The 23,919-nt window shown below is 46.3% G+C and carries 16 protein-coding genes, 2 tRNA genes, 1 pseudogene and 1 other annotated feature; of the genes and pseudogenes, 16 read left to right on the top strand and 3 right to left on the bottom strand.

Annotation, left to right across the window (positions count from 1 at the left end):
* Positions 1-86 precede the first annotated feature (86 nt).
* The 7 genes from pdxS (at position 87) to G4V62_RS09510 (ending at position 7,688) form a co-directional block, all read left to right on the top strand.
* Complete coding sequence (gene pdxS / locus G4V62_RS09540; RefSeq protein ID WP_165201586.1) at positions 87-971, top strand: pyridoxal 5'-phosphate synthase lyase subunit PdxS; 885 nt, start codon at positions 87-89, stop codon at positions 969-971.
* 18 nt (positions 972-989) lie between these two features.
* On the top strand, positions 990-1,580 hold the full coding sequence (gene pdxT, locus G4V62_RS09535) for a pyridoxal 5'-phosphate synthase glutaminase subunit PdxT (RefSeq protein WP_165201584.1): 591 nt from the start codon (positions 990-992) through the stop codon (positions 1,578-1,580).
* A 40-nt stretch (positions 1,581-1,620) separates the two neighbouring features.
* Positions 1,621-1,821, top strand: a binding site (T-box leader).
* A gap of 72 nt (positions 1,822-1,893) precedes the next feature.
* The gene (serS, locus tag G4V62_RS09530) at positions 1,894-3,171 is read left to right on the top strand and encodes a serine--tRNA ligase (RefSeq protein WP_165201582.1); all 1,278 of its coding nucleotides are present in this window, start codon (positions 1,894-1,896) and stop codon (positions 3,169-3,171) included.
* A 51-nt stretch (positions 3,172-3,222) separates the two neighbouring features.
* Positions 3,223-3,315 (top strand) — tRNA-Ser (locus G4V62_RS09525).
* A 463-nt stretch (positions 3,316-3,778) separates the two neighbouring features.
* Positions 3,779-5,005 carry an MFS transporter gene (locus G4V62_RS09520; RefSeq protein WP_165201580.1) on the top strand — a complete coding sequence of 409 codons (1,227 nt, stop codon included), beginning with the start codon at positions 3,779-3,781 and terminating at the stop codon, positions 5,003-5,005.
* Between the two features lie 314 nt (positions 5,006-5,319).
* On the top strand, positions 5,320-6,423 hold the full coding sequence (locus G4V62_RS09515) for a glycosyltransferase family 2 protein (RefSeq protein WP_165201578.1): 1,104 nt from the start codon (positions 5,320-5,322) through the stop codon (positions 6,421-6,423).
* Positions 6,424-6,491: 68 nt separating this feature from the next.
* Complete coding sequence (locus G4V62_RS09510; RefSeq protein WP_165201576.1) at positions 6,492-7,688, top strand: MFS transporter; 1,197 nt, start codon at positions 6,492-6,494, stop codon at positions 7,686-7,688.
* A 100-nt stretch (positions 7,689-7,788) separates the two neighbouring features.
* On the opposite strand, the gene G4V62_RS09505 is transcribed toward G4V62_RS09510, so the two are convergent.
* The gene (locus G4V62_RS09505) at positions 7,789-8,970 is read right to left on the bottom strand and encodes a Gfo/Idh/MocA family protein (RefSeq protein WP_165201574.1); all 1,182 of its coding nucleotides are present in this window, start codon (positions 8,968-8,970) and stop codon (positions 7,789-7,791) included.
* Positions 8,971-9,242: 272 nt separating this feature from the next.
* Between G4V62_RS09505 and G4V62_RS09500 the strand changes: the two genes are divergently transcribed.
* The 7 genes from G4V62_RS09500 to G4V62_RS09470 all read left to right on the top strand — a co-directional run bounded on the left by G4V62_RS09500 (position 9,243) and on the right by G4V62_RS09470 (position 15,955).
* Complete coding sequence (locus G4V62_RS09500; protein ID WP_165201572.1) at positions 9,243-10,394, top strand: Gfo/Idh/MocA family protein; 1,152 nt, start codon at positions 9,243-9,245, stop codon at positions 10,392-10,394.
* A gap of 17 nt (positions 10,395-10,411) precedes the next feature.
* Positions 10,412-11,575, top strand: a complete 1,164-nt coding sequence (locus tag G4V62_RS09495) for a dihydrodipicolinate synthase family protein (RefSeq protein WP_165201570.1) — start codon at positions 10,412-10,414, stop codon at positions 11,573-11,575.
* Between the two features lie 11 nt (positions 11,576-11,586).
* On the top strand, positions 11,587-12,408 hold the full coding sequence (locus tag G4V62_RS09490; protein ID WP_165201568.1) for a sugar phosphate isomerase/epimerase family protein: 822 nt from the start codon (positions 11,587-11,589) through the stop codon (positions 12,406-12,408).
* A gap of 103 nt (positions 12,409-12,511) precedes the next feature.
* Positions 12,512-12,584 (top strand) — tRNA-Arg (locus G4V62_RS09485).
* Between the two features lie 403 nt (positions 12,585-12,987).
* Positions 12,988-13,470: an oxidoreductase gene (locus tag G4V62_RS20305; RefSeq protein WP_165201566.1), complete on the top strand. Its 483-nt coding sequence runs from the start codon at positions 12,988-12,990 to the stop codon at positions 13,468-13,470.
* Entirely contained in the window at positions 13,467-14,891 is a 1,425-nt protein-coding gene (locus G4V62_RS20300) for an FAD-dependent oxidoreductase (RefSeq protein WP_165201564.1), read from the top strand. The genes G4V62_RS20305 and G4V62_RS20300 overlap by 4 nt, the downstream gene beginning before the upstream one ends.
* 224 nt (positions 14,892-15,115) lie before the next feature.
* Positions 15,116-15,955 (top strand): SMR family transporter, encoded by an 840-nt coding sequence (locus G4V62_RS09470; protein ID WP_165201562.1) that lies wholly within the window; start codon positions 15,116-15,118, stop codon positions 15,953-15,955.
* 419 nt (positions 15,956-16,374) lie between these two features.
* On the opposite strand, the pseudogene G4V62_RS09465 reads toward G4V62_RS09470, so the two are convergent.
* Positions 16,375-17,366, bottom strand: a pseudogene (locus tag G4V62_RS09465) (aldo/keto reductase).
* A gap of 192 nt (positions 17,367-17,558) precedes the next feature.
* Here G4V62_RS09465 and rph point away from each other — a divergent pair.
* Both rph and rsgA read left to right on the top strand, forming a co-directional pair.
* Positions 17,559-20,210: a rifamycin-inactivating phosphotransferase gene (gene rph, locus G4V62_RS09460; RefSeq protein WP_165201560.1), complete on the top strand. Its 2,652-nt coding sequence runs from the start codon at positions 17,559-17,561 to the stop codon at positions 20,208-20,210.
* Between the two features lie 197 nt (positions 20,211-20,407).
* On the top strand, positions 20,408-21,475 hold the full coding sequence (rsgA, locus tag G4V62_RS09455; RefSeq protein WP_312855473.1) for a ribosome small subunit-dependent GTPase A: 1,068 nt from the start codon (positions 20,408-20,410) through the stop codon (positions 21,473-21,475).
* Between the two features lie 255 nt (positions 21,476-21,730).
* Here the strand turns inward: rsgA and G4V62_RS09450 are convergent.
* Positions 21,731-23,919, bottom strand: a 2,189-nt coding sequence (locus G4V62_RS09450) for a metallophosphoesterase (protein WP_212508726.1), incomplete at its 5' end; no start/stop codon positions are given.

Raw genomic sequence — 23,919 nt, 5'->3', positions numbered from 1 at the left:
CCGGACGACCTAGCTTTTCATGCGACATTGCGTTAAAATAAAGCATCAAACAACATTTACTACGAAAGTCATGGAGGGGATCAACTATGGGTCGGACAGGAACGGATCGGGTGAAACGAGGAATGGCAGAAATGCAAAAGGGTGGCGTCATTATGGACGTCGTCAATGCAGAACAAGCGAAAATTGCCGAAGCGGCAGGGGCCGTCGCTGTCATGGCGTTAGAGCGTGTCCCTTCGGATATTCGCGCTGCAGGTGGGGTTGCGCGTATGGCTGATCCTACCATTGTAGAAGAGGTATTAAACGCGGTGAGTGTGCCTGTCATGGCGAAAGCGCGTATTGGACATATTACAGAAGCACGTGTATTGGAATCGATGGGCGTCGACTATATCGATGAGAGTGAAGTGCTCACGCCTGCAGATGAGGAATTTCACATTGATAAGCGTGGCTTCACCGTGCCTTTCGTTTGTGGATGCCGTGACATCGGTGAAGCAACACGTCGAATTGGCGAAGGCTCGTCGATGCTGCGGACAAAGGGTGAACCTGGGACTGGAAACATCGTCGAAGCGGTTCGTCATATGCGAAAAGTGCAATCGCAAATCCGTCAGATTTCGTCGATGTCACCGGACGAGCTGATGACTGAAGCGAAGAATCTTGGTGCACCTTATGAGTTGTTGCTGGAGATCCGTGAAAATGGTCGTCTTCCTGTTGTTAACTTTGCCGCAGGTGGCATTGCGACGCCTGCCGATGCAGCGTTAATGATGGAGCTTGGTGCAGACGGTGTCTTCGTCGGTTCAGGGATCTTTAAATCGTCTAATCCGGAAAAATATGCGCGTGCGATTGTTGAAGCAACGACGCATTATCAAGATTATGAGCGTATTGCTCAGCTGTCAAAAGACTTGGGTGCAGCAATGCCAGGACTAGAGATTGGTCGTTTGGGCGCAGAAGACCGGATGCAAGACCGGAGTCAGTAAACAAAGGAGTGCGGTGCGATGGACATCACGATTGGCGTATTAAGCTTACAAGGTGCATTTCGAGAGCACGTACGGGCGGTAGAAGCGTTGGGTGCGCGAGCGCTGACCGTTAAAACACCGGATCAATTAGCGTCGATTGACGGCTTAATTATTCCTGGTGGGGAAAGCACAGCAATTCGCAAGCTGATGGATGCATATGGCTTCATTGAGCCGCTGAAATCCTTTGCCGAGGAGAAGCCTGTGTTTGGCACATGTGCAGGGCTCATCATGCTGGCGGCGCGCATTCAAAACAGTGATCACGTGCATCTTGGTCTGATCGACATGACCGTCGAAAGGAATGCTTTCGGCAGGCAACGGGAAAGCTTTGAAGAAACCTTACACATCGAAGGGGTTGCCGACGCATTTGAAGCTGTGTTTATCCGTGCGCCGTCCATTGTGTCCGTTGGCTCGGAAGTGAACGTCCTCGCCCGTCTTGGGGAACGCATCGTTGCGGTGCAGCAGAAGCATTGGCTGGCGACCGCTTTTCACCCTGAGCTTACCGGGGATCACCGCATGACTGAACATTTTTTAAAGCTTGTGCAACAATCAAAAGCAGCGCTTTCGGCATAGTCTGTTTGCTTTTGATGAAACAACTCGTTATACTAGAGCTATAAACGTATTGAGAGAAGCTAGTACCTATGTCTTTTTTCCAGAGAGCCGGTGGTTGCTGTGAACCGGTAAAAAGCCAGGGGGAATCCACTTCTTGAACGGCCTTTGAAAGAAGGACCGGCGGCCAGCCGTTATCTGGTGAGAGCGGAAAGCAGACAGCTTTCAAGCGGGGTGGCAACGCGGGTCAACACTCGTCCCTTTTCATAGGGGTGGGTGTTTTTTTTCGTTTTTAAAGGCGATTCAAGCAAATCATTGATAAAGGAGGAAGGGTCACATGTTAGATATGAAAGTCGTCCGCAGCGAGTTTGATGATATTGTTAAACAGCTTCAAAAGCGTGGAGACACCTTTGGTCTTGAAAAAGCTGTAGCGCTTGATGAAAAGCGAAGGGAGCTTATTCAATCTGTTGAAGAGTTAAAAGGCCGGCGAAATGAAGTGTCTAAGCAAATCCCTCAGTTGAAGAAAAAAGGCGAAAATGCAGATGAGCTGATCGTCGAAATGAGGAAAGTTGGCGATCAGATTAAGACGCTCGATGACGAACTGCGCGAAGTCGAAGCACAGATTGAGGTTGTTATGCTGCGCGTACCGAATGTGCCGCACGAAAGCGTTCCGACCGGCGAAACTGAAGACGACAATGTGGAAGTCCGGCAGTGGGGGGAGACGCGCGAATTTTCCTTTACGCCACAGGCGCATTGGGATATCGCTAGTGATTTAGACTTGCTCGACTTTGAGCGGGCAGCAAAAGTGACTGGAAGCCGCTTTGTCTTTTATAAAGGCTTAGGTGCCCGTCTAGAGCGGGCATTGCTCAATTTCATGATGGATTATCACGCAGAGCATCACGGCTATGAGGAAGTCATTCCGCCACAAATAGTGAACCGTGACAGCCTGATAGGTACAGGGCAGTTTCCGAAATTCGCTGAGGACGTCTTTGCGATTGAAGACGAGGATTACTTTCTGATCCCGACGGCAGAAGTGCCCGTGACAAACTTGTACCGTGACGAAATTTTAAAAGAGGAAGACGTCCCGAAAGATTTCGTCGCCTTCAGCACGAACTTCCGCTCTGAGGCTGGCGCTGCCGGACGTGACACACGCGGGCTGATCCGTCTGCACCAATTTAATAAAGTCGAATTGGTCCGTTTTGTCCCGCCAGAGAAATCTTATGAAGCGTTAGAAGAGCTGACGGGTCACGCTGAAGAAATTTTAAAAGCGCTCAAATTGCCTTATCGCGTCGTAAATTTGTGTACTGGCGATCTCGGGTTCTCTGCTGCAAAAACGTATGACATCGAAGTGTGGCTGCCTAGCTACAATACGTACCGTGAGATTTCTTCTAGCAGTAATACGGAGGATTTCCAAGCACGCCGGGCGAATATTCGGATGCGCCGAGAAAATGGTAAGCCTGAACATGTGCATACGTTAAATGCATCTGGTTTAGCGGTTGGACGTACAGTGGCAGCGGTCTTAGAAAACTATCAGCAGGCCGACGGTTCCGTCATGATCCCAGAGGCCCTCAGACCGTATATGGGCATGCGTGAAAAAATCGAAAAAAATTCTTAAAGAGTATTTGACATGCTTGGCCGATAATGATATATTATTCTTTGTCGGCACGGAGGAATACCCAAGTCTGGCTGAAGGGATCGGTCTTGAAAACCGACAGGGGCTTCACGGCTCGCGGGGGTTCGAATCCCTCTTCCTCCGCCATACATAACAAACCCAAGCATCTTCAAAGTCATATTTGAGGGTGCTTTTTCTATTGTGTTTTTGAGGCAATGGTGTACGATAGGTGTACTATTGTGAACTACTCACCACTTAGCCTTCGCTTGAAGTGGGAGCTTCTCACTTCCACGACGAAAGCAACCTTTCGTCTCCATGAGCGTTACTTTGGGAAGTTCCTGCCTAGATGTCCGACGATTCGGAGTTTCTTTCGTACCTTGGATATTTTACGCATGGAAGGATTCGCTTGGTTTTCGCATGATTAGTTTCTCTATGCAACCTCATATATCCAGTTTTCAAAGAACACTTCATACTCTTATGATAACATACGTTCGGTCAATTAGTACGTCTAAAAAGACGTACTTGACCGAAAGCCAATTCATCTCTACCTTATCGCTGAAGATGGAGACTTCTTGGCTAAACACGTTAAAATTAAAAAGGAGACATAACCTTGCTACAAACACGTTTGATGACGTTCCGTTTGAGTACGATGATGTTTTTAGAGCTGTTTGTCCGGAGCTCATGGTATGTGACAGCAGGGCTTGTCCTTGCCACACACGGCTTAGGGGAATGGATAGGTACAATGTATTCCTTTGGTGCCTTGGCAGCGATGCTGTCGCCGATCCTTTTAGGAATGCTCGTCGATCGCTTTTTTCCTTCGCAAAAGGTGCTATCGGTGTTGCACTTGCTCGGAGGGGTTTTATTATTAATCGTTCCTTATTTAATTCAATCGCAGGCTGGCCAGCTGTTTGCGGTTGTGTTGTTTGTTTATATGCTGTTAAATATGCCGGGACAGGCGTTGATGAATACGATTTCCTTTCATAATATGAGCGATGACGCAAAATTTCCATTTGTGCGAAGCTTTGGTACGCTTGGCTGGGTCGTCGGCGGAATGGTCGTCGGTTTTTCTGGTTTGTCTTCGGATACGAGTATTTTTGTGTTGGCAGGGGTCGCGTCGATCATTTACAGCGCCTACGCATTAACACTGCCGCACACGCCGCCGCCGGCAAAAGGAAAACCGTTTTCGCTGAACGATTTATTGTTTAAGGACGCATGGGGGCTGCTGAAAGATCGCCACTTTTTCGTCTTTATCATTGCGTCTGTGTTAATCTCCATTCCAATGGGCTTTTACTATTCGTTTACGTCGCCATTTCTAGGGGAGACCGATATGAAGGCGATCAGCAGTGTCATGAGCATCGGTCAAGTGACGGAATTTATCTTTATGCTCATGGTGCCGTTTTTTCTCAAACGCTTAGGCTTTAAATGGATGTTTATCATCGGCATTCTTGCCTGGTCTCTTCGGTACGTTATTTTTGCTGTTGGTGCCGGTATGGGGTGGGAATGGCTGTTGATCGGTGGTATTGCCTTGCACGGGATTTGTTTTAACTTTTGTTTTGTGACCGGCTTTATGTACGCGCAGGAAAAATCGCCAAAGCACGCCAAAGCGCAAGCTCAGACGCTTCTCGTCTTTGCGACGCAAGGGCTCGGGGTATTTTTAGGCGCGACGAGCGGAGGCCAATTGTACCGTGTCTTCGCTGGTGCTGACGGCGTCATGACGCTTGGACAGTGGCCAGTGTTTTGGCTCATTCCAGCCGGGATTGCCCTTCTGTCGCTGTTGTTTTTCACTGTCGGCTTTCGTGATAAACAGACGGAAGCGAAAGCGGCTGTACAGGCATAAACGTGAGGTCCTCTCAATGCAGGGGGCCTTCTTTGTGTCATCAATGTTTTTATTAAGAGATGAATCGTTTAAGAAATCTTGTCCATGATTAAACGCATTGAACAACAAGGGAACGAATAGGATGCATGACGTGCAGGTGATCCAGATTCGGTTTTCATATTAATCGGAAGACCTTTTGGCTTGGAAAGGTCGAGTATCATAAGAGTTTAGTGACTAGGTTCATAAATAATGTTATGTTTAAAAATTTCGGAATTGATAGACGATAAAAAAGGTGGTATGATAGCTTACATTTAGTAGGGGAAAGGAGATTGTTTATGGGAGTCAGTGTATGCATTTTGACGAAAAATGATGGTTTGTCGCTCGTGCGGTGCCTACACAGTGTTGTTGATGTCGCGGATGAAATCATCCTCATTGACAGCGGGTCTTCGTTTGCAACGAAGCGGATAGCTGATCGTTTTGGCGCGAAGGTGTATCACTATCCTCATGAAGCATTTAGTTTTCGGAAAGCGCGGAATTTAGCCATTGACTATGCGACGGAGGATTGGATCCTTTTTCTCGATTCAGATGAAGCGCTATCACACGAGAGTAGGGCACGCCTGCCGAATTTACTCAAAAATCGTCAGCAAAGCTATGCTTTTTTAATTCAAAATTATTATCCCAATGGTCGGTGGTCGTCCTTTCCAGTGACGCGCCTGTTCCCAAATCGTAACGATATCCGTTATGAGAAGGACATTCATGAAACCGTCAATTATTCATTAAGCCGCGTAGGCATGATGCCAGTGATCTCCTATATTTATGTTCATCATTTTGGCTATTTGGAACAAGAAACGCATTTGCGCACGAAAAATGAGGCGTATTTCCAGCGGCTGCAAGACGAGTTGCGCAGCTCCCCGGATGATGCGGCAACGTGGTGGTATACAGCGCTCGCTTATATGGTGGCGGGGGAGCGAGCCAAAGCCTTTCAAGCGATCGATCATGCCATTTCCCTCGATCCGGACAATAAAATTCCTCTGACGTTTAAAGCACGGTTTCAGCTTGGGTCTGGTCAATATACAGAAGCGCTTGAGACGTTAACAAAAGGCTTGAACCTGTCCACCCAGCCTTTTTGGAACCCGACCCTTTATAACGTTCTCGGTATGATCTACATGAAGCTGAATCGTGTGGACGAAGCCATTCACCATCTAGAAACGGCGCTTGAGGAAGAGGCGCATTTTGCCCATTTGTGGATGAACGTAAGTATCGCTTATCAAAAGGCTGATCACAGGGAAAAAGCGTTGGATGCGGTGTTACAGGCGGTCGATTTAAACCCTTATTTGCTGTATCTGACGCCCCTCACTCGCGCACAATCCCATCTTTATGCCTTTCAGGAGGATGTGGCAGGTGCGTATGAGCATGTGACGACGTTGCTGAAGGTATAAGCCATTGAGTAAATATAAAGCGAGGGGGGATTGTCCTGCCGACAAAAGAGATTAGCAAATTACAAGCAATGCTCCTTACCTTTCGGCAATCAGATTATCGGTCGTTATTTATCATCAATGGGGTTTTAGCGTTACAAACAGCGATGCTCGTCCCGATCTATCCATTATGGATCATGGAGGAAATGAACACGTCTGTCACGACCGTCTTTTTTCTTCTATCGATCATTGGCGTTGGGACGGCGTTATTAAACATGGCTGTAGGTCACTTCGCAGACCGGTTAGGTCAACGAAAAGCCCTCGTCGAACTGACGGTTTTATTAGGCGTGCTACGTACCGTTCTTTTTGCTTTCTTTCCAAATGTATGGGTTCTCTTGATCGTGAGCAGCTTGACGCAAATTTCAAATGGCGGCATCACTTTCGCCATTTTAAAAGAGCGTATTCAAAAGCATCAACACGGGCATATGGAAGGACTCCTTACGTCTACGGTGCGTATGTCCGTGTCCGTAGGCTACATTATTGGTCCGGCCATTGGCGTGTTTCTCGCTTCGGCGTTTTCTTTCCAAATGTTTTTCTTTATCAGTGCTTTCTTATACGTCATCCTATTTTTCCTGTCTAGGGTCATGCTGACAGAACCCGCTAAAAAACAGCCTGAACACACGGAGAAGACGAAGACTGCGAAAGGTCAATGGATGTTTGTCGTACTGGGCTTTTCGCTCGTCATTTTGTTGTTTTCCGGCAATATTGCTGTCGATACACTGCTGTCTGTTCACATTGATCGGTCTTATGCGCCGTGGGTGCTTGCCGCTGTGTTTGCTGTTTCACCATTGTTTGAATTATTGGCATTTCCCCTTGCTGGCTGGGCTTCAGATCGGTTTGGCTTGCGGATAACGCTATTGTATGGAACGATTGTCGGGATTGTTTATTTCAGCATTTTTTTCTTCTTCACCTCGTTGCCTGTCCTCTTTTTAAATCAAATCTTAGGCGCGGTGTATACGGCTTGTTTGTTTACGAGCTTAATGTTGTTTATCCAGCAGCTGTTCCGTCATCGCCTCGCATTTTCTTCGTCGATGTACTTTAGTGCGATATCGCTGGCAAGTATTCTTAGCAATAGTTTGATGGGGTCTGCGTTGGCAGGTAGTCAGTTAACGACGGGATTTCTTTTGTTGAGCGGTGTGACGTTTGTGGGGTTATGCCTTTTCGGTTTAATGGTATTTTTAGAAACGAAGACGACGGCATTGAAGGAAGACAAGAGCGCAGTATCGTAATTGACTACTTCTTGTCAAGTAGAAGAAAAGCCCCTGATGGAGGGGCTTTTAACCTTAATGTAATGTTACTCTCAGAGGTATTTCCGACGGAATGATAAGTTTATAAGGTCATTGTTTTTCCTGCCTTGCTCCACGGCACGTTTAATTCGCTTGGGAGTTTTTCCTCGTTAAAACAGCGTACAAGCGTTTCTTGAAGCTCTGGGACCCAGACGAGCTTATCGTGTTGTTCCACGTGAATCATTTCTGGTGGAAAGGCAGGAATATCAGGGACAGAGCGATGCATCGCGTCAATCGTTTGGACGTGAGGGGTCGCTGCATCGAGACCGCATAAAATACGCTCTCGCTCTCCGCGTATGGCCTCAAAACATACTTGAAGCTTGGCAAAAGAATGCTCATTTGGGGTCGAGTACGATTTCATCGTGCCATCAGCGAAGCGAGCTTCAATGCGTGCGCCATCGCCTTGATTCATGTCATGGATGACGGTGGCATGTTCAAATTTAAAGTGAAAGATGGGTTGAACAACTTGTTGAACGGCGTGTGAAGCGAAGTATAGAATTTCAACGCCATCTAACGTATGCGCGCGCATGGCGCATGTGTCGAACGTCTCGATGTCATTGGCTTTATAGAGCTCTGCGGTGACATCTTTTAACCGTGCACTCTCCTCTGCTTCCGGTCCTAGTAAATAATACATATGGTGTAAAAAGTGCGAGGTAGCATTGTTGGCGACGCTATCCATAATCTTTTCTCCGTTTGGGCCGAAAGCCTTCCCAGCCCAAGCAGAACGGGTATAATACGCCGGTGTTCGGGGCCAGAGGACGATATTTTTAAAACAGAGCGGTTTTCCGAATGCACCTTGCCGGATATCACTTTTAAGTTCTTGGACGGTGTCGGTATAGGAAAGGTTAAAGCCGATGGCAATTCGTTTACCTGTCGCATGTTGCACTTTTTTCATGTGGTCAAGGTCATTGATATCACCTGTAGCGGGCTTTTCACAGAGGACGTGACTCCCGTGCTCCATCGCCTCGCATGCTTGTTTGGCATGGAGGTGAATTGGTGTTGAGATGACGGCTAAATCAGCTGTGTGTTTGTTATAAAAAGCTTCAAGGCTCTGAAATACGGGAATGCCTTCTGCCTGAATGCGGTCAAACGCTTCACTTCTTTCCGGATGAATGTCAACCACACCTTTGATGAATGCGTTTTCATATTGGTCGAGAAGAAGATTGACATACTTATTTCCATACCCGCTTATCCCGATTAAAACGACCGATATTTTCTGCTTCATAAATGGTTCGCCTCCGTCGTTCCTAGTTTGGTTTGAAAATTCACAACTATTAGGAACTTAATGTAGTATACATGTTATTTCAAGTGTTTCTTTGATTCAAGAGGTTTGTTTTACAAATGTATCGTTCCCCTTGCGTGTTTAGTCTCGTTTTTCGTACATAAAAATCACTTAACGTAAATAATTTCTGAAATTGAGAATTTTCTTCTTTCATTAGTAAGACGTAAATATAAGTTGTTGGTACTGTTAATATATCACACAGAGAAGAGGGGAAAATGATGACGAAAAATATCGGGATCATTATGAACGGCGTGACAGGACGTATGGGAACGAATCAGCACTTAATCCGTTCGATTGTTGCGATTCGCAATGAAGGTGGCGTGAATTTGGCCAATGGGGAAAAGCTCCTGCCCGATCCAATTTTGGTTGGTCGAAATGAGCATAAATTGAGAGCGCTTGCAGAGGCGCACGGCATTGAACGGTGGTCCACTGATCTAGATGCTTGTCTTCAGGATGAGTACAACCAAATTTATTTTGATTCGCAAACGACGGTGCGGCGTGCGGAAAGTATTAAACAAGCGATCGCAGCTGGCAAGGATATTTACTGTGAGAAGCCGACGGCGACAAGTTTTGAAGAATCGGTTGAATTGGCAAAGTTGGCGCAGGAAGCAGGGGTGAAGAACGGGGTCGTGCAGGATAAGTTGTTTTTACCTGGGCTATTAAAATTGAAGCGTCTTGTCGATGCTGGCTTCTTCGGCAAGCTTTTGTCTGTGCGCATGGAGTTCGGTTACTGGGTGTTTGAAGGTGATTGGCAAGAAGGACAGCGACCGTCGTGGAATTACCGGAAAGAAGACGGTGGCGGTATTATCGTCGATATGTTTGCCCATTGGCGTTACGTCATTGACAACCTGTTTGGCGAAGTCCGCTCTGTCTCTTGTTTAGGTGTCACGCATATTGATGAGCGGTTTGATGAGCAAGGCCATGCCTATCAAGCGACAGCGGATGACGCTGCTTATGCGACGTTTGAGCTTGATAATGGCGTTATCGTGCAAGCAAATTCTTCTTGGGCTGTGCGCGTGAACCGTGATGATTTGCTGACGATTCAAGTGGATGGGACGGAAGGAAGCGCGGTGGCTGGCTTGCGTGATTGTAAAGCACAGCATAGGGTCAATACGCCAAAAGCGGTCTGGAATCCGGATATTGAAAATCCCCACGATTTCTTAGCGCAATGGGATGACGTACCTGGCAACCAAGTGTTTGATAACGGATTTAAAGTACAGTGGGAGTTGTTTTTGAAGCACGTCGTGGAAGACGCAGCATTTCCGTGGGATTTGTTTGAAGGCGCGAAAGGAACCCAATTGTCAGAGCTCGGCTTACAGTCATGGGCGGAGCGGCGCTGGGTCGATGTACCGGATATTCAAGCGTAAAGAAGGGAGGAGAAAAAGTGGCAAATACCGTAAAGCTGATTCATCAAGATGGCCGTTTGTATAGCTATACGCCTGAACGTCAGCAGGCGATTGTCGTGCCAGAAGGACCGTTTCATTCGCGCATTGCGTACTCCGCCGCGCATGTCGTTTGTGATCCATTAGCGAGCAATGACCCGCTGTCGGATGCGCAAATTGATTGGGAGCAAACGATGGCCTATCGTCGTTATTTATGGTCCCTTGGACTATCTGTTGCTGAGGCAATGGATACCGCACAGCGCGGCATGGGATTAAATTGGTCGACGGCAAAGGAGCTCATTCGCCGTTCCATTGCGGAAGCGAAAACCGTCGGCGGTCAGGTTGCGAGCGGTGTCGGTACCGATCAATTGACACCGGGGCCGGATGTGACGATTGAAGACGTCGTTCATGCGTATCGCGAACAAATTGAATTTGTTGAAGGTGAGGGCGGTCGCGTCATTATCATGGCGAGCCGTGCGCTGGCGGCCTGTGCGAAAGGGCCAGAGGACTATGCGGATGTGTATGGCACCATTTTGCAACACGTGTCGCAGCCGGTCATCCTTCATTGGCTTGGGGAGATGTTTGATCCTGCTTTACAAGGCTATTGGGGAAGCGAATTGATTGATGAGGCGATGACGACATGCCTGCAAATTATAAAAGAGAACGAAGCCAAGGTCGATGGCATTAAAATATCATTGCTCGACGATCAGCGCGAAATTGATATGCGCCGTCGTTTACCTGGACGGGTGAAGATGTATACAGGAGACGATTTTAATTACCCGGATTTGATTAAAGGCGACGAAGAAGGATACAGCCACGCACTGTTAGGCATATTTGACGCCATTGCTCCTGCCGCCGCGGCTGCCATGCACGCGCTCGATCAAGGTGATTTGCAAACCTATGACGCATTGTTAGAAAAAACCGTGCCGTTATCGAGGCATATTTTCCAAAAGCCGACTTTTTCCTATAAGACCGGCGTTGTTTTCTTAGCATTTTTAAACGGTCACCAGTCCCATTTCCGAATGGTTGGCGGCATGGAAGGCGCCCGTTCGGCGCAGCATTTGTCCGACTTGTTTGTGATGGCTGATGAGGCAGGGTTGTTTATTGATCCTGATCTAGCCGCGCAGCGGATGAAACAGACGATGGCCTTAGCAGGCGTCGAGTAAGGGGGAAGCGGATGACACAAGCACCATCGCTCGACCGATTGAGTTTAAACCAAATTACGACCGACCGCTGGAGTCTGCAAGAAGCGGTGGACGGGTGCGTGCGCGCAGAGATCCCGTGGATTTCGGTCTGGCGTCATAAAATTGCTGAGGTCGGACTTAAGGAAAGTAAGAGGATTATCGCGGATTCGGGTCTTCACGTATCGAGCATTTGCCGAGGGGGAATGTTTCCTGCGGCGACGGCGAGTGAACGTGAAGAGCGGATAGACGACAATCGCCGTGCGATCGAGGAAGCGGCGGAACTTGGCACGGATGTCCTCGTCCTCGTCTGTGGTCCAGCCCCTGACAGAGACATTGCCGGTGCACGCCAAATGGTCGCTGACGGCATCGAACAGCTCATCCCTTTTGCAGAGTCGCATGGGGTGAAGCTTGGAATTGAACCGTTGCATCCAATGTATGCCGCCGACCGTTCGGTGATCAACACATTGCAGCAGGCGAATGATATGGCGGAAGTTTACGAGGCGCATCAAGTGGGCGTGGTCGTGGATGTGTTTCACGTTTGGTGGGATCCATACGTTTACCAAGAGATTCAACGGGCGAGCGGGCATATCCTCGGATTTCACGTCTCAGATTGGATTGTCCCTGTGCCTGATTTATTCAAAGGCCGCGGCATGATGGGCGACGGGGTAATCGAGCTTCGCAAGCTGCGAAACGCAGTGGAAGCCGCTGGGTATCAAGGTCCGATTGAAGTTGAGATCATCAACCAGGCGATTTGGGACCAGCCAGGAGACGACGTTTTGGCATTGATGAAAGAACGCTATAAAGAGCATGTGTAACGACATACACACACCGGAGGCATCGACTTCCGGTGTGTTTGTACGGTAGCAGGTTGGCAGATGTACGCGCATTTTGTATAATAAAGGATATGTGAATTTTTGTGGCCCCGTAGCTCAGGGGATAGAGCAACGGTTTCCTAAACCGCAGGTCGGAGGTTCGATTCCTCTCGGGGCCGTCTGCGATCGTTAGACTAGCGTTCACTCCGTTAAAACGGTTTGAAGCGAAAATATGTGTAATCAGCGTCTTTTTTCAGTGATTTGTCCGTTGTGACAAATGATGAAAGGAGACGTTTTTTGATTAGGTAGAGGTTGTTTGAGAGTGGAGCATATCCAACTTCGTTATACAAAATCATTCCAGAAGCTGGCGCGCATTCTCGTGGGACTGGTGTAGCACGTATTTTTCATGATTCAAACGTAACTTTATCGATAAAATGAATGATTCTCGCCAAAGCCAGTCATGTTCCAAAGGTGACACATATTTGTCGATAGACGAGCAAAGAAGTATGTGAAATATTGAGCAAGGTGTAGTATAATGAAATATATCAGAAAGATGACATTGACATCAGGAGGGTTTTAACAATGCAAAAACTTTTTAAACCTCTTACAATAGGCCCAGTAACGATTAAAAACCGATTTATGATGGCGCCAATGGAAAATGGCTTGGCAGAAAAAGGCGGTCTCGTCAATGAGCGCATTACGCGCTTTTTTGAAGAAAGAGCAAAACAAGAAGTTGGGATTATATTAACGGGATCTGTATCTATTTCTCCAGAAGGGTGTGGGCTCCCTACGCAGCTATGTGTATATGATGATAAGTATGTTCCTGGTTTAAAATCACTAGCTGATGCTGTTCACCGTCAAGGTTCACTCATCGGTGCGCAAATCTATCATGCAGGTAGACAAGCGAACGAAGCAGTTACAGGAATTCAGCCCATTGCCCCAAGTGCAATCCCTTGCTCCATTTTAGGAAACAATCCTCGAGAAATGACAAAGGACGATATTGTAGACATAAAGGATAAATTTATCAAGGTACGAGAAGAATTATTGACGCAGGTTTTGATATGATTGAGCTCCATTTAGCTCATGGTTATTTACTACACAGCTTCCTGTCTCCTCATAGTAATAAAAGAGAAGATGAATATGGTGGCCCGTTGGAAAACAGAATGCGCTTCCCAATGGAAGTGTTAAAAGAATTGGCAAAAATGTGTGCAAATGCAGATGTAGCGTTCACGATCCGGATTAGTGCTGACGAATACCTTGAGGATGGATTGAAATTTGAGGAAGTCCTTAAAATTTGCCAAGAAGCTGTCAACGCTGGCGCGCAAGCAATCAGTTTAACGGCAGGCAGTTATGATTCTGTTGCCTATACGATTCAACCAATGTTCATTGAGCAAGGATTTTTAGTTCCTTATAGCAAAAAAATCAAGGAAATCTTAGATGTACCTGTCATCGTAGCAGGTCGTCTGAACGACGCTGATTTAATGGAGAGAATTATAGAAACAGAAGAAGCTGACATGCTGGCGATCGGACGTGGCCTCATTTCTGATGAAGAATTGGTCGTTAAAATGAAACATAAAGATTATGATCAAATTCGTTATTGTGTTGCCTGTAACCAAGGCTGTATTGATAATGTCTTTCAAGGAAAAGGGATCACCTGTTTAGTCAACGCAAGAGCTGGTTTTGAAGCAGAGCGGAACATTACAGAAGCAGAGGAAAAGAAAAGGGTTGTTGTTGTCGGCGCAGGACCAGCAGGGTTAGAGGCAGCGAGGGTCGCTAAATTGAGTGGTCATGATGTCACGGTGATCGAGAAATCAAAAGACCAAAGAGGCAAGTTTGATATCCTTGCTGCACCGCCGGAAAAAGATTCTTTTCTCCTTTATAAAGACTATTTGAGTACGCAAATGGCTCAATTAGGCGTTGATATTGTAGAAGAAACGATTTCAAGTGCAGCAGATCTTGAAAAATATCGTCCAGATAAAGTGATTATAGCCACAGGTGCAAGCCAAACAGTTCCACCTATCGTTGGGGTGAACATGGGACACGTCGTTTTAGCTGAGGATGTTCTAGACGGCGCACAAGTCGGAGAGAATGTAGCCATCGTAGGCGGCGGTCTTGTAGGGACAGAGACAGCAAAATTTCTTGCTGAGGCTGGAAAAAAAGTCACGATAATTGAAATGGCTGATGCCATCGGAAAAGACGTAGGACCGACATTTGTAGGGCATATGTTTGAGTTCCTAGCAGAGCATAACGTCGCACAAAAGACGAATGCTAAAGTGTTGGAAATCAAAGAAGATCGCGTGCTGCTTGAAAACGAAGAAATTGTTGTAGACAATGTCGTCATTGCTGCAGGTTATCAAGCAAACAATGAATTACTTGAAGAGATGAAGAAAGCTTTTCCAGATGTGTCTACAGTTGGTGATGTGAACTTACCGAGAAGGATTATAGATGCTACAGAAGAAGGCTTCTTAACCGCTGTATCCATTTAAATTTAATGCCGCTCCCGTGAGAACAACATGAAGTGCATCTCGTCATATAGATCCGGAATATAGACAGCCAATGTCTATGTTTCGGATTTTTTTATATCCACCGATGTATGACAATTGACATCCGCAGTGATGAGGAGTAAAGTGTATAAACAAATCAAAAGCATATAAAAACACAAAAAATTGGTTTTATTTGTTTTTCAGTGAAAAACAAGGGGGAGCTTACGATGTCGATGGCTGTGTCGCTTGTTCTTGTTTCGGGCATTATGCATGCCGTGTGGAATATGTATACAAAATCAAGCCGTAACAAAAATATGTTTCTATTGCTGACGCATTTTTTTGGCTTTTTTATCTTTCTGCCATTTTTTATACATGACATTCAAGAAGGTATTCCACTTGCTGGCTATGGTTTGATGATGTTAAGCTGTCTTTTTCAAATGGGGTATGCTTTCTTCCTCCCCCGGGCGTATCAGCGCGCAGATATGTCACAGGCATATCCGGTCATGCGGGGGTTAGCCGCTTTGTTTGTTCCCGTTCTCGGGGTGGCATTGTTCGGTGAACATTTGAGTTTCATTGGCTGGTTAGGTGTATCTGCTGTAGTGGTCGGTTTATTTGCGATCGGCGGTATATGGAATATGCCAAAAGGCCGTATCGTGACGTATTGGCCACTTTTAGGTGTTGGCCTATCCATTACAGGCTATACGTTGACTGATAAAATGCTACTCAATTACATCTCGCCGTTATCGTTACTTGAGCTGGCAAACATCGGTTTTATCATCATGTTAGGGCGCAACGTGTCCGTTTTAAAAGACGCAAAGAGCGAATGGAAGGAAAACTGGCGGAAAATCATTTTAGGAACTGTGCTTACGCCAGGCTCGTATTTGTTGTTTTTGTTCGCTATGAAGCTTGGTCCAGTTTCACAATTAGCGCCCATTCGGGAAATCAGTACGGTTGTTGGCTCGATTCTCGGTGTTTGGTTGCTGAAGGAAGCAGAAGGTTTACGAAGAGTTGCTTATTCAGCGTTAATTACGGCTGGAATTATTGCGATCGGTGTTTGGGGCGCGTGAAATAAAAGCACTCCACTAACCTCTGCAACAGGTTAAGGAGTGCTTTTTAACGTTTTTTGCCAAGAAGTCTCAATCTTCAAGCATGTGAAGGGTGACATCCCAGTGATAAGATGCAGATGAATTGGCTTTCGGTCAAGTACGTCTAAAGACGTACTTGACCGAACGTATGTTGTCATAAAAGTATGAAGTGTTCTTTGAAAACTGGACATATGAGGTTGCATGGAGAAACTAATCATGCGAAAACCAAGCGTATCCTTCCATGCGTAAAATATCCAAGGTACGAAAAGAAACTCCGAATCGTCGGACATCTAGGGCAGGAACTTCCCGAAGTAACGCTCATGGAGACGAAAGGTTGCTTTCGTCGTGGAAGTGAGAAGCTCCCACTTCAAGCTAAGTGGTGAGTAGTTCACAGTATAGCCTTAATTTTGTAAAATGTGCTCGATTTGGCTCAGTTCCTCAGAAGAAAAATTGAGGTGCTCTAAGGCGGCGACGCTATTTTCTAACTGACTGACACTGCTTGCCCCAACCAACGCAGATGTGACACGTTCGCCTCGAAGTACCCACGCAATCGCCATTTGCGCGAGGGATTGATTGCGTTCGGCAGCGATTGTATGAAGTTTTGCAGCTTCTCTATAAGCTCAGGTGTCACTGCTGATTTTTGTAAAGAACCAGTCGGATTGGCTGCGCGGGAATGATCAGGAATTCCGTGTAAATATTTGTTAGACAATAGTCCCTGTGCCAATGGGCTATAAACGATTGTTCCAAGACCATGCTGCTGTAACACGTCTTGCAATCCATCCTCAATCCAGCGATTGACCATGCTGTAGGAAGGTTGATGGATGATCAGCGGTGTGCCGATGCTGTTGGCAATGTTGATCGCCTCTTCGGTTTGCTCTGCTGTGTAATTTGACAGACCGACATATAGCGCTTTGCCTTGTTTGACGATGAAATCAAGTGCGTGGATCGTTTCTTCGATTGGTGTATGAGGATCTGGTCGGTGAGAATAGAAGATATCGACGTAATCGAGATGCATTCTTCGTAAGCTTTGGTTGATACTTGCCACAAGGTGTTTTTTAGAACCCCACTCTCCGTAAGGCCCGTCCCACATGAAATAACCTGCTTTGCTTGAAACAATTATCTCATCACGATAAGGTGCAAAGTCGTTCACGATCATCTTACCGAAGAGTTCCTCTGCTGATCCTGGCGGCGGTCCATAATTATTTGCTAAATCAAAATGCGTAATCCCCATATCAAAGGCTCTTCGCAAAATGGCGCGGCCGTTCTCAAACGAATCTTCTTCGCCGAAATTGTGCCATAGACCAAGTGAGATCGCAGGCAAACGTAACCCAGACACGCCGACTCTCTGATATTTCATTTTTTCATACCGCATAGCGTCTGCTTCGTATGTCATCCTTCACTCTCCCCCTTTTTAGGAATCTTTCACATGTAAATACTATAAATGTACCACATTATCTACGATTCGGAAATTTAGAAAAATTGATTAAAATACGAGTTTTGATGCGTTATCATAAGATAAAGAAAAGTAGTGAAAACTTTGTTCGCCATCTATAATCAGTTTTTACCAAAGAAGGAGGCTGAAAAGGTGACGCCCTACGCCTTACCATTACAGGACATTGACAAGTCTCATCGTCGTCTAGTCGGCGGAAAAGCAGTCAATCTCGGGATACTGTCACGAGTAGACGGCATTGCAATCCCTAGTGGATTTTGTGTGACGACGCACGGATATGAAAAAGCGATTCAAGGAATGGCGGAAATACTGCAGCCACTTTTTGCTGAACTTTCTTCGTTGCCTTTAAGTGAGACGAAGCGTATGGCTCTGATAAATGAGGAGATTCGTCACACGATTGCTGCTCATGAGATGGCGGCAGACGTTGTGTCAGAAATGAAGTATCATCTTTCTAGGTACGATGCCGAGGCGTCATTTGCTGTCCGTTCTAGTGCGACGGCAGAGGATTTACGTGGGGCGTCGTTTGCCGGCCAACAGGAGACATATTTGAATGTGTCTGGTGTTGAAGACATTTTAGAAGCCATTCGGCTGTGCTGGGCGTCACTTTTTACCGACCGCGCGGTGTCGTATCGGCAAAAAAGACAGTATGCCCATGATGAAGTGCAAATGGCTGTCATTGTGCAGCGGATGATTCAACCAGAGTCATCAGGTGTGTTGTTTACGGCGGATCCCGTGACCTTTCATCGTCAAACGACGGCAATTGCTGCGTGTTACGGGTTGGGTGAAGGACTCGTTTCAGGGCGTGTTCACGCAGATCACTACAAAATACAGAATGCTCGTGTTGTGGAGCAAAATATTTCCAAGAAACCTGAAGCGATTATGTTTGGCACGGAAGGTGGAACGCGTAAGCAAACGGTTGTGCACGATCGTCACCACCAATCTGTGCTGCGTGATGAAGAGCTGTTGCAACTGGAACGGCTTGGTCGGCGGGTGGAGCATTATTTTCAAGAGCCTCAGGATATTGAGTGGGGAATCGCTGACGGTACGCTTTATCTTTTGCAAAGCCGCCCAATTACGACACTTTATCCATTGCCGGAAGGGCAAGATGAAAAAGCTCACGTGTATATGTGTGTAGGCCATCAGCAAATGATGACCGATGCGATGAAGCCACTTGGCGTCTCCTTTTTTCGTTATCTTACTGAAATGCCTCTGCATGAAGCTGGCAGCCGCTTGTTCTTAGATTTATCGCATGATTTGGCGACGTCGTTCGGACGGTGGTTAACGATGCAGACAGTGGGGAGAAATGACCCTTTAATGTTAGCGGCGCTTAGCGCTTTGTTTCAGAGAAAGGCTTTCATACGTCAGTTGCCGCGTGGAAAACGCGTTCTCGCTTTTGGAAATGAGAAGGTCTCTTGGCGTTTGCTCCTTCATGGGCTGCGTGCGTATGTGAAAAATGATGGGACGACCGTTCAAGAGCTCATTAAAAATCATGACATGTCTCTCCAAGCATTAAAAACATCGATTGCCCTACGATCTGATGACGCGTTATTTTCCTTTATCTTGAAGGATTTTACGGAGTTGAAGCGGCGTGTCTTTGATCCTCGTGGACTTGGGGTCATCATAGTCGGTCTTTATGCAGCGAACTGGCTCAATCGAAAAATGAAAAAGTGGCTTGGAGAAGAGAATGTGTCGGACATCCTTTCCCGTTCAGTACCAAATAATGTAACATCAAATATGGGGATGGCTCTTTTAGACGTTGCGGATACGGCACGTCCTTATCCTGAAGTTAGAGACTATTTGCGTCATGCAAACGAGCCGGAGTTTATGGATACCTTGGCACAACTCCCAGGAGGAGAAAAGGTGGGCAAGCATTTAGATGATTATTTACAGAAATATGGTATGCGCTGTGCTGGTGAGATTGATATAACAAAGCCTCGCTGGTCGGAACAACCTGCTGCGCTCGCAAAGTTGATCTACAGTCATATCCAAAACTTTAAGAATGGTGCCCATCAGCAAAAATGGGAGGAAGGTGTGAGAGAAGCGGACGAAAAGGCGCAGGAACTTTACGATCGTCTCGCTCGTTTACCTGGGGGAAAAAGAAAGGTAAAAAAAACGAAGAAAATGATTCAGCGGTTACGCAGTTGCATTGGATTTCGGGAATACCCAAAATATATGCTCATCCAACGATACTTTGTCTATAAACAGGCATTGCTGAAGGAGGCGAGCCGCCTAGTTAAGCAAGGATTTTTAGAAGAGTCGGCAGATGCTTTTTTTCTGACGTTTGATGAATTTAGATATTTGTCTCAGTCGCCAATTTCAACAGATACACTAAGGGAACGGAAAGAAGCTTTTGCACATCATCAAACACTTACGCCACCGCGAGTGCTCACGTCAGAAGGAGAAGTATTTTATGGAGAGAGACATTCCAAAGACCTGCCAGAAGGAGCCATTGCTGGAGTTCCGGTTTCCGCAGGAGTTGTGCAAGGGCGAGCCCGTGTCGTTCATTCGATGGAGGAGGCGAATATTCAAGAGGGCGATATTCTCATTACCACTTTTACCGACCCCAGCTGGACGCCGTTGTTTGTTTCCATCGCAGGTTTAGTTACTGAAGTTGGTGGGGTGATGACACACGGCGCTGTTGTTGCAAGAGAGTATGGTTTGCCTGCGGTCGTCGGTGTGACGAAAGCGACGGAAATCATACAAGATGGGCAGTGGATCCAGATCGATGGCGGCAGAGGTTACGTAAAAGTGCTGTCCCAACAGTCTAAAGTGAATCAACGGGAATAGTTGGCGGCTCACAATCCCTTTACTCTTATCCACAATTAAGTTATAACTAAGAGGTTCAAAAGGTTTTTCCATTTTATTAAAGGAGTGATGTTGATGAGTGTCATGGTAAAAATGTCTATCACATATAAAATGGAGGAATGGTCGGCATAACGGTGTTGTGGGGCTTTTCCTCCGAAATTTAAGGAGGAATACAACAAGTGCATCATTTAGACAAACTAGGTTGGGACGATTCGATTTCGTCGTCTGCGGATATAGCGCAAATGGCAAGAGTCATTAGTGTCCAACGCAATCATTACCGAATTTCGGATGGAGAGTGTGTGTACCTCGCCCAAGTCAGCGGCAAGTTTTATCATCAAATTGCTTCATCCCTTGATTTCCCAGCAGTCGGAGATTGGGTCGTTGCTGATAAACGAATGGACGAACAGAAAGCAGTGATTCAAGAAATTCTCCCAAGAAAAAGTCAATGTATGCGGCAGGCGCCGGGGGAGAAAACAGAAGCACAGCTGATTGCGGCAAATGTAGATACGATTCTCATCGTCAGCTCGCTGAATGCAGATTTTAACGCGCGCCGCATTGAGCGTTATATGATTTTTGCGTATGAGAGTGGGGCTGTACCGGTCATTGTGTTAACGAAAAAAGACGAGTGTGGCGAAGCGACCATCGCCAGCTATATTCAGCAAGTGGAAGATGTGGCGTTCGGTGTGCCCATCGTGACTGTCAGCAGTGTGACTGGGGAAGGGATTCCGGTACTGATGACACATTTGCCGCCGAGAAACACAGCGACCTTATTAGGTTCCTCAGGTGTCGGTAAATCGACTTTAGTCAATGCACTTCTCGGTGAACATGTTCAGCAAACGAAGGACATCCGAGCTGATGATCATAAAGGGCGTCATACGACGACGCATCGGGAAATGTTTCAGCTACCGAGCGGTGCGTTGTTAATTGATACGCCGGGAATGCGTGAGCTCCAGCTGTGGGACGGCGAACAAGCGATGGATACCGCCTTTAATGATGTGGAGCAGTTCACTCGTGAGTGCCGTTTTCTGGATTGTCAGCACGATACGGAGCCTGACTGTCGTGTGAAGGAGGCGCTCGCATCTGGTGAGTTAACGGAGGAAAGATACGAGAGCTATTTAAAGCTCCAGCGGGAAATCGCATTTGAAAAACGAAAGCAAGATCAAAAAGCGCAAATCGATGAAAAGCAGAAGTGGAAGCAAATGTCGAAGAATATCAAGGCGACTTATCGCCATCGTGGCTATAAATAGCTCACTAAATGGGATGTTGATTCGTACCTTTCGTAAAAAGTAGAAGTACTAGTCGTGGTGTGCAAATTTAGTGAGGCAGTGCTTTTAAGCCACGTTTGCTTGTTGTTCGTAAAGTCGATTTTAAATATTTAGGTGGACATTAAAAAAGCTGTCTTTTGTCATTCTGTGACAAAAGGCAGCTTTATCTTTAGAACTGTTAGTTATGAGCATCAATAGGATTTTGTAACACGATACATCTAACCGCAAATGGTTTTTTTATCGGAAAAATGACTCTTTGGCTTTTCTAGTACTTGAGTGAGTCGTAAAAGTGTAAAGGTCAGAGCGGGTCGTCCCTCCGAAGGTATCGGTGGCTATAATATACCAGCTGTACATCTTGTCTTTCTTTGTAGCCCACTCGACGGTTGCAGTTTCACCACTTTCAATGGATTGCGTTTGACCAATAGGTTTATCTGTATAAATGTTTAATGCAAAAGCATCGGTGGCTATTTGCTTTTCAAGGGGTTCTAAAGAAAGCGGGATAATAAATTCATCCTTTTCCCCGTATTCATCGGTATCAAAAAAGTTGTAATCATCCATATAAGGAGAGTACGTGTTGACATAGATTTGATGGCTGTCTTTGTCTACGTGAAAGAGGCGCATATATCCTTGTCCGCCTTCTGGTCCACCTTGATAGTCGGCAAGCATTTGATATACATGGCGATCTGGTTCGCCGTCACCATCGTCATCAATAGGGTCAATGAGTGTTTCGCTGTCAAAATAGTGACCGGACAAAACAGCAATGACATTAGGATTAGGCTTAACGACGTTTTCATAGACACGGACGCCGACGTCGCTTCGATTTGCTGATGTCAGCAAATACTCATGAAAGTTTAAAATTGCCATGCGATTTGGATAGCGAGCGAGCACATCGTTCATCCATGCAATTCCTTCTTCGTTAACTCCCCAGCCCATATAGAGCATGATGAAATCATTGCCTTCTGCTGAAATGAGGTCATAATGTCCGCGATTATTTTTATACGACTCTCCGTAATAATGTTGTTCTGCAAAACGGTATTCGCCAAAATACTGTTCATACATATTGTAGTCAATCGTCTGTTGTTCCACATCATGATTACCTGCCAAAACCCCATACGGAATATTCGCATCTTCGAGGATACTCATGTGTTTGTCAGCAACCTCCCATTGTCTGAGATTGTTATAGACGTTGACGATATCGCCTGTATGAAACACATATTTGATGTCCATCTCTTCTTGTTGGTCACGAATCCACTCGACCTGGCTCTTAAAAATGTGTGGGTAAGATTGGGCATAATACTGCGTATCTGTCATCCAGACAAACGTATAGTCGTAGTCGTCTGGGGAAGAAGGAATTTCATCTTGAACCAGTAACTGAATCTTCTTGTTTTCTATAAAAGATCGATCGATCGTTGCTTTAAGTTCAAAGGATTCCTCGTCTTCACCAATATGTTCCACAAGTGACACCCAACGGTCTGCGGAAGGGTTCCATGCGTACATCGTAACCTTCCGGCCGGGTAGTGTCTTTCCATGCCAAACGGCTTCAGCTGTTTCGTGCTGTTTGAGCGGCTGCTTTAAATTAATGTCAAATCGATGGTAAGGGAATGTGCCGTTTGACGTAGTGGTCGTAACCATCTCATTATCAATGGCAGCCATTAATTGCTTTTCTGCATCATTCATCATTTCCTCTGCGTCTGGATGAAGAACGATTGGTGGTTCGGTATCGGTTGCACCTTTGGAAAAGGTGATCGTCCCGGAATCGGTAAAGTGCTTTCGGCCTTCGAAAAAACGCACCTGTAGTGCATCATTTGTCGGATCGGTCACTTTTGCTTGCAGAGGCGTTCCTAGAGAAACATCTGTCGCTCCGTCCGCTGGCATAATCATGTCTGGCTGGTTGGGGTGCTCATCTACGGTCGTAAAGGTAAACGTTTCTTGACGCTGGTTACCGACGTCATCCGTTGCTTCAATAGTAAGTGTGTGCTCTCCAGGAGAGAGTCTGGCTGATGAAGTTTCATAAGGCAAGTCAATGAGCTCTTCGTCCAACATAACGGTTGTTGTTTTTACCCCAGCGCCATCGTCGATGACCTCGGCGTCGATTGTGAACGATCCTTTGTAAGGGGTGGACCGGAGGCTTGATGTGATGAAAGGCGCGGTGTTATCGACATATACTGTATGCTCTTTTTCCTGGCCTTCATAAGACACAGTGAGTGTGTGTGCACCATCTGTAAAAGCCGTTGTGTCCCATAAATAAGCTTTGGCTACTAGCTTTTCTTTCGGAATGTTGAATGATAGGTCGACAGATTGTAGAGCAGAACTGCTGTCGCCTACGGCGATATTTTCTAACGGATCAGAGTAATCTGGATCTCTAATCACTGTGCCGTCCTCGAGGATCAGCCGTATATCTCGAACGAGAAAGTCGTCTCGATTTT

Source organism: Litoribacterium kuwaitense (assembly GCF_011058155.1).
In the GTDB taxonomy this organism is placed as follows: Bacteria; Bacillota; Bacilli; order Bacillales; family DSM-28697; genus Litoribacterium; species Litoribacterium kuwaitense.
The sequence above is the reverse complement of the archived record's forward strand: the minus strand, read 5'-3'. Positions and strand labels throughout refer to the sequence as shown.

Bases quoted from the DNA above. Each gene is read 5' to 3' on its own strand.
- pdxS (WP_165201586.1), top strand. From the start codon at position 87: ATGGGTCGGACAGGAACGGATCGGGTGAAACGAGGAATGGCAGAAATG.
- pdxT (WP_165201584.1), top strand. From the start codon at position 990: ATGGACATCACGATTGGCGTATTAAGCTTACAAGGTGCATTTCGAGAG.
- serS (WP_165201582.1), top strand. From the start codon at position 1,894: ATGTTAGATATGAAAGTCGTCCGCAGCGAGTTTGATGATATTGTTAAA.
- G4V62_RS09515 (WP_165201578.1), top strand. From the start codon at position 5,320: ATGGGAGTCAGTGTATGCATTTTGACGAAAAATGATGGTTTGTCGCTC.
- G4V62_RS09510 (WP_165201576.1), top strand. From the start codon at position 6,492: ATGCTCCTTACCTTTCGGCAATCAGATTATCGGTCGTTATTTATCATC.
- G4V62_RS09505 (WP_165201574.1), bottom strand. From the start codon at position 8,970: ATGAAGCAGAAAATATCGGTCGTTTTAATCGGGATAAGCGGGTATGGA.
- G4V62_RS09500 (WP_165201572.1), top strand. From the start codon at position 9,243: ATGATGACGAAAAATATCGGGATCATTATGAACGGCGTGACAGGACGT.
- G4V62_RS09490 (WP_165201568.1), top strand. From the start codon at position 11,587: ATGACACAAGCACCATCGCTCGACCGATTGAGTTTAAACCAAATTACG.
- G4V62_RS20305 (WP_165201566.1), top strand. From the start codon at position 12,988: ATGCAAAAACTTTTTAAACCTCTTACAATAGGCCCAGTAACGATTAAA.
- G4V62_RS20300 (WP_165201564.1), top strand. From the start codon at position 13,467: ATGATTGAGCTCCATTTAGCTCATGGTTATTTACTACACAGCTTCCTG.
- G4V62_RS09470 (WP_165201562.1), top strand. From the start codon at position 15,116: ATGTCGATGGCTGTGTCGCTTGTTCTTGTTTCGGGCATTATGCATGCC.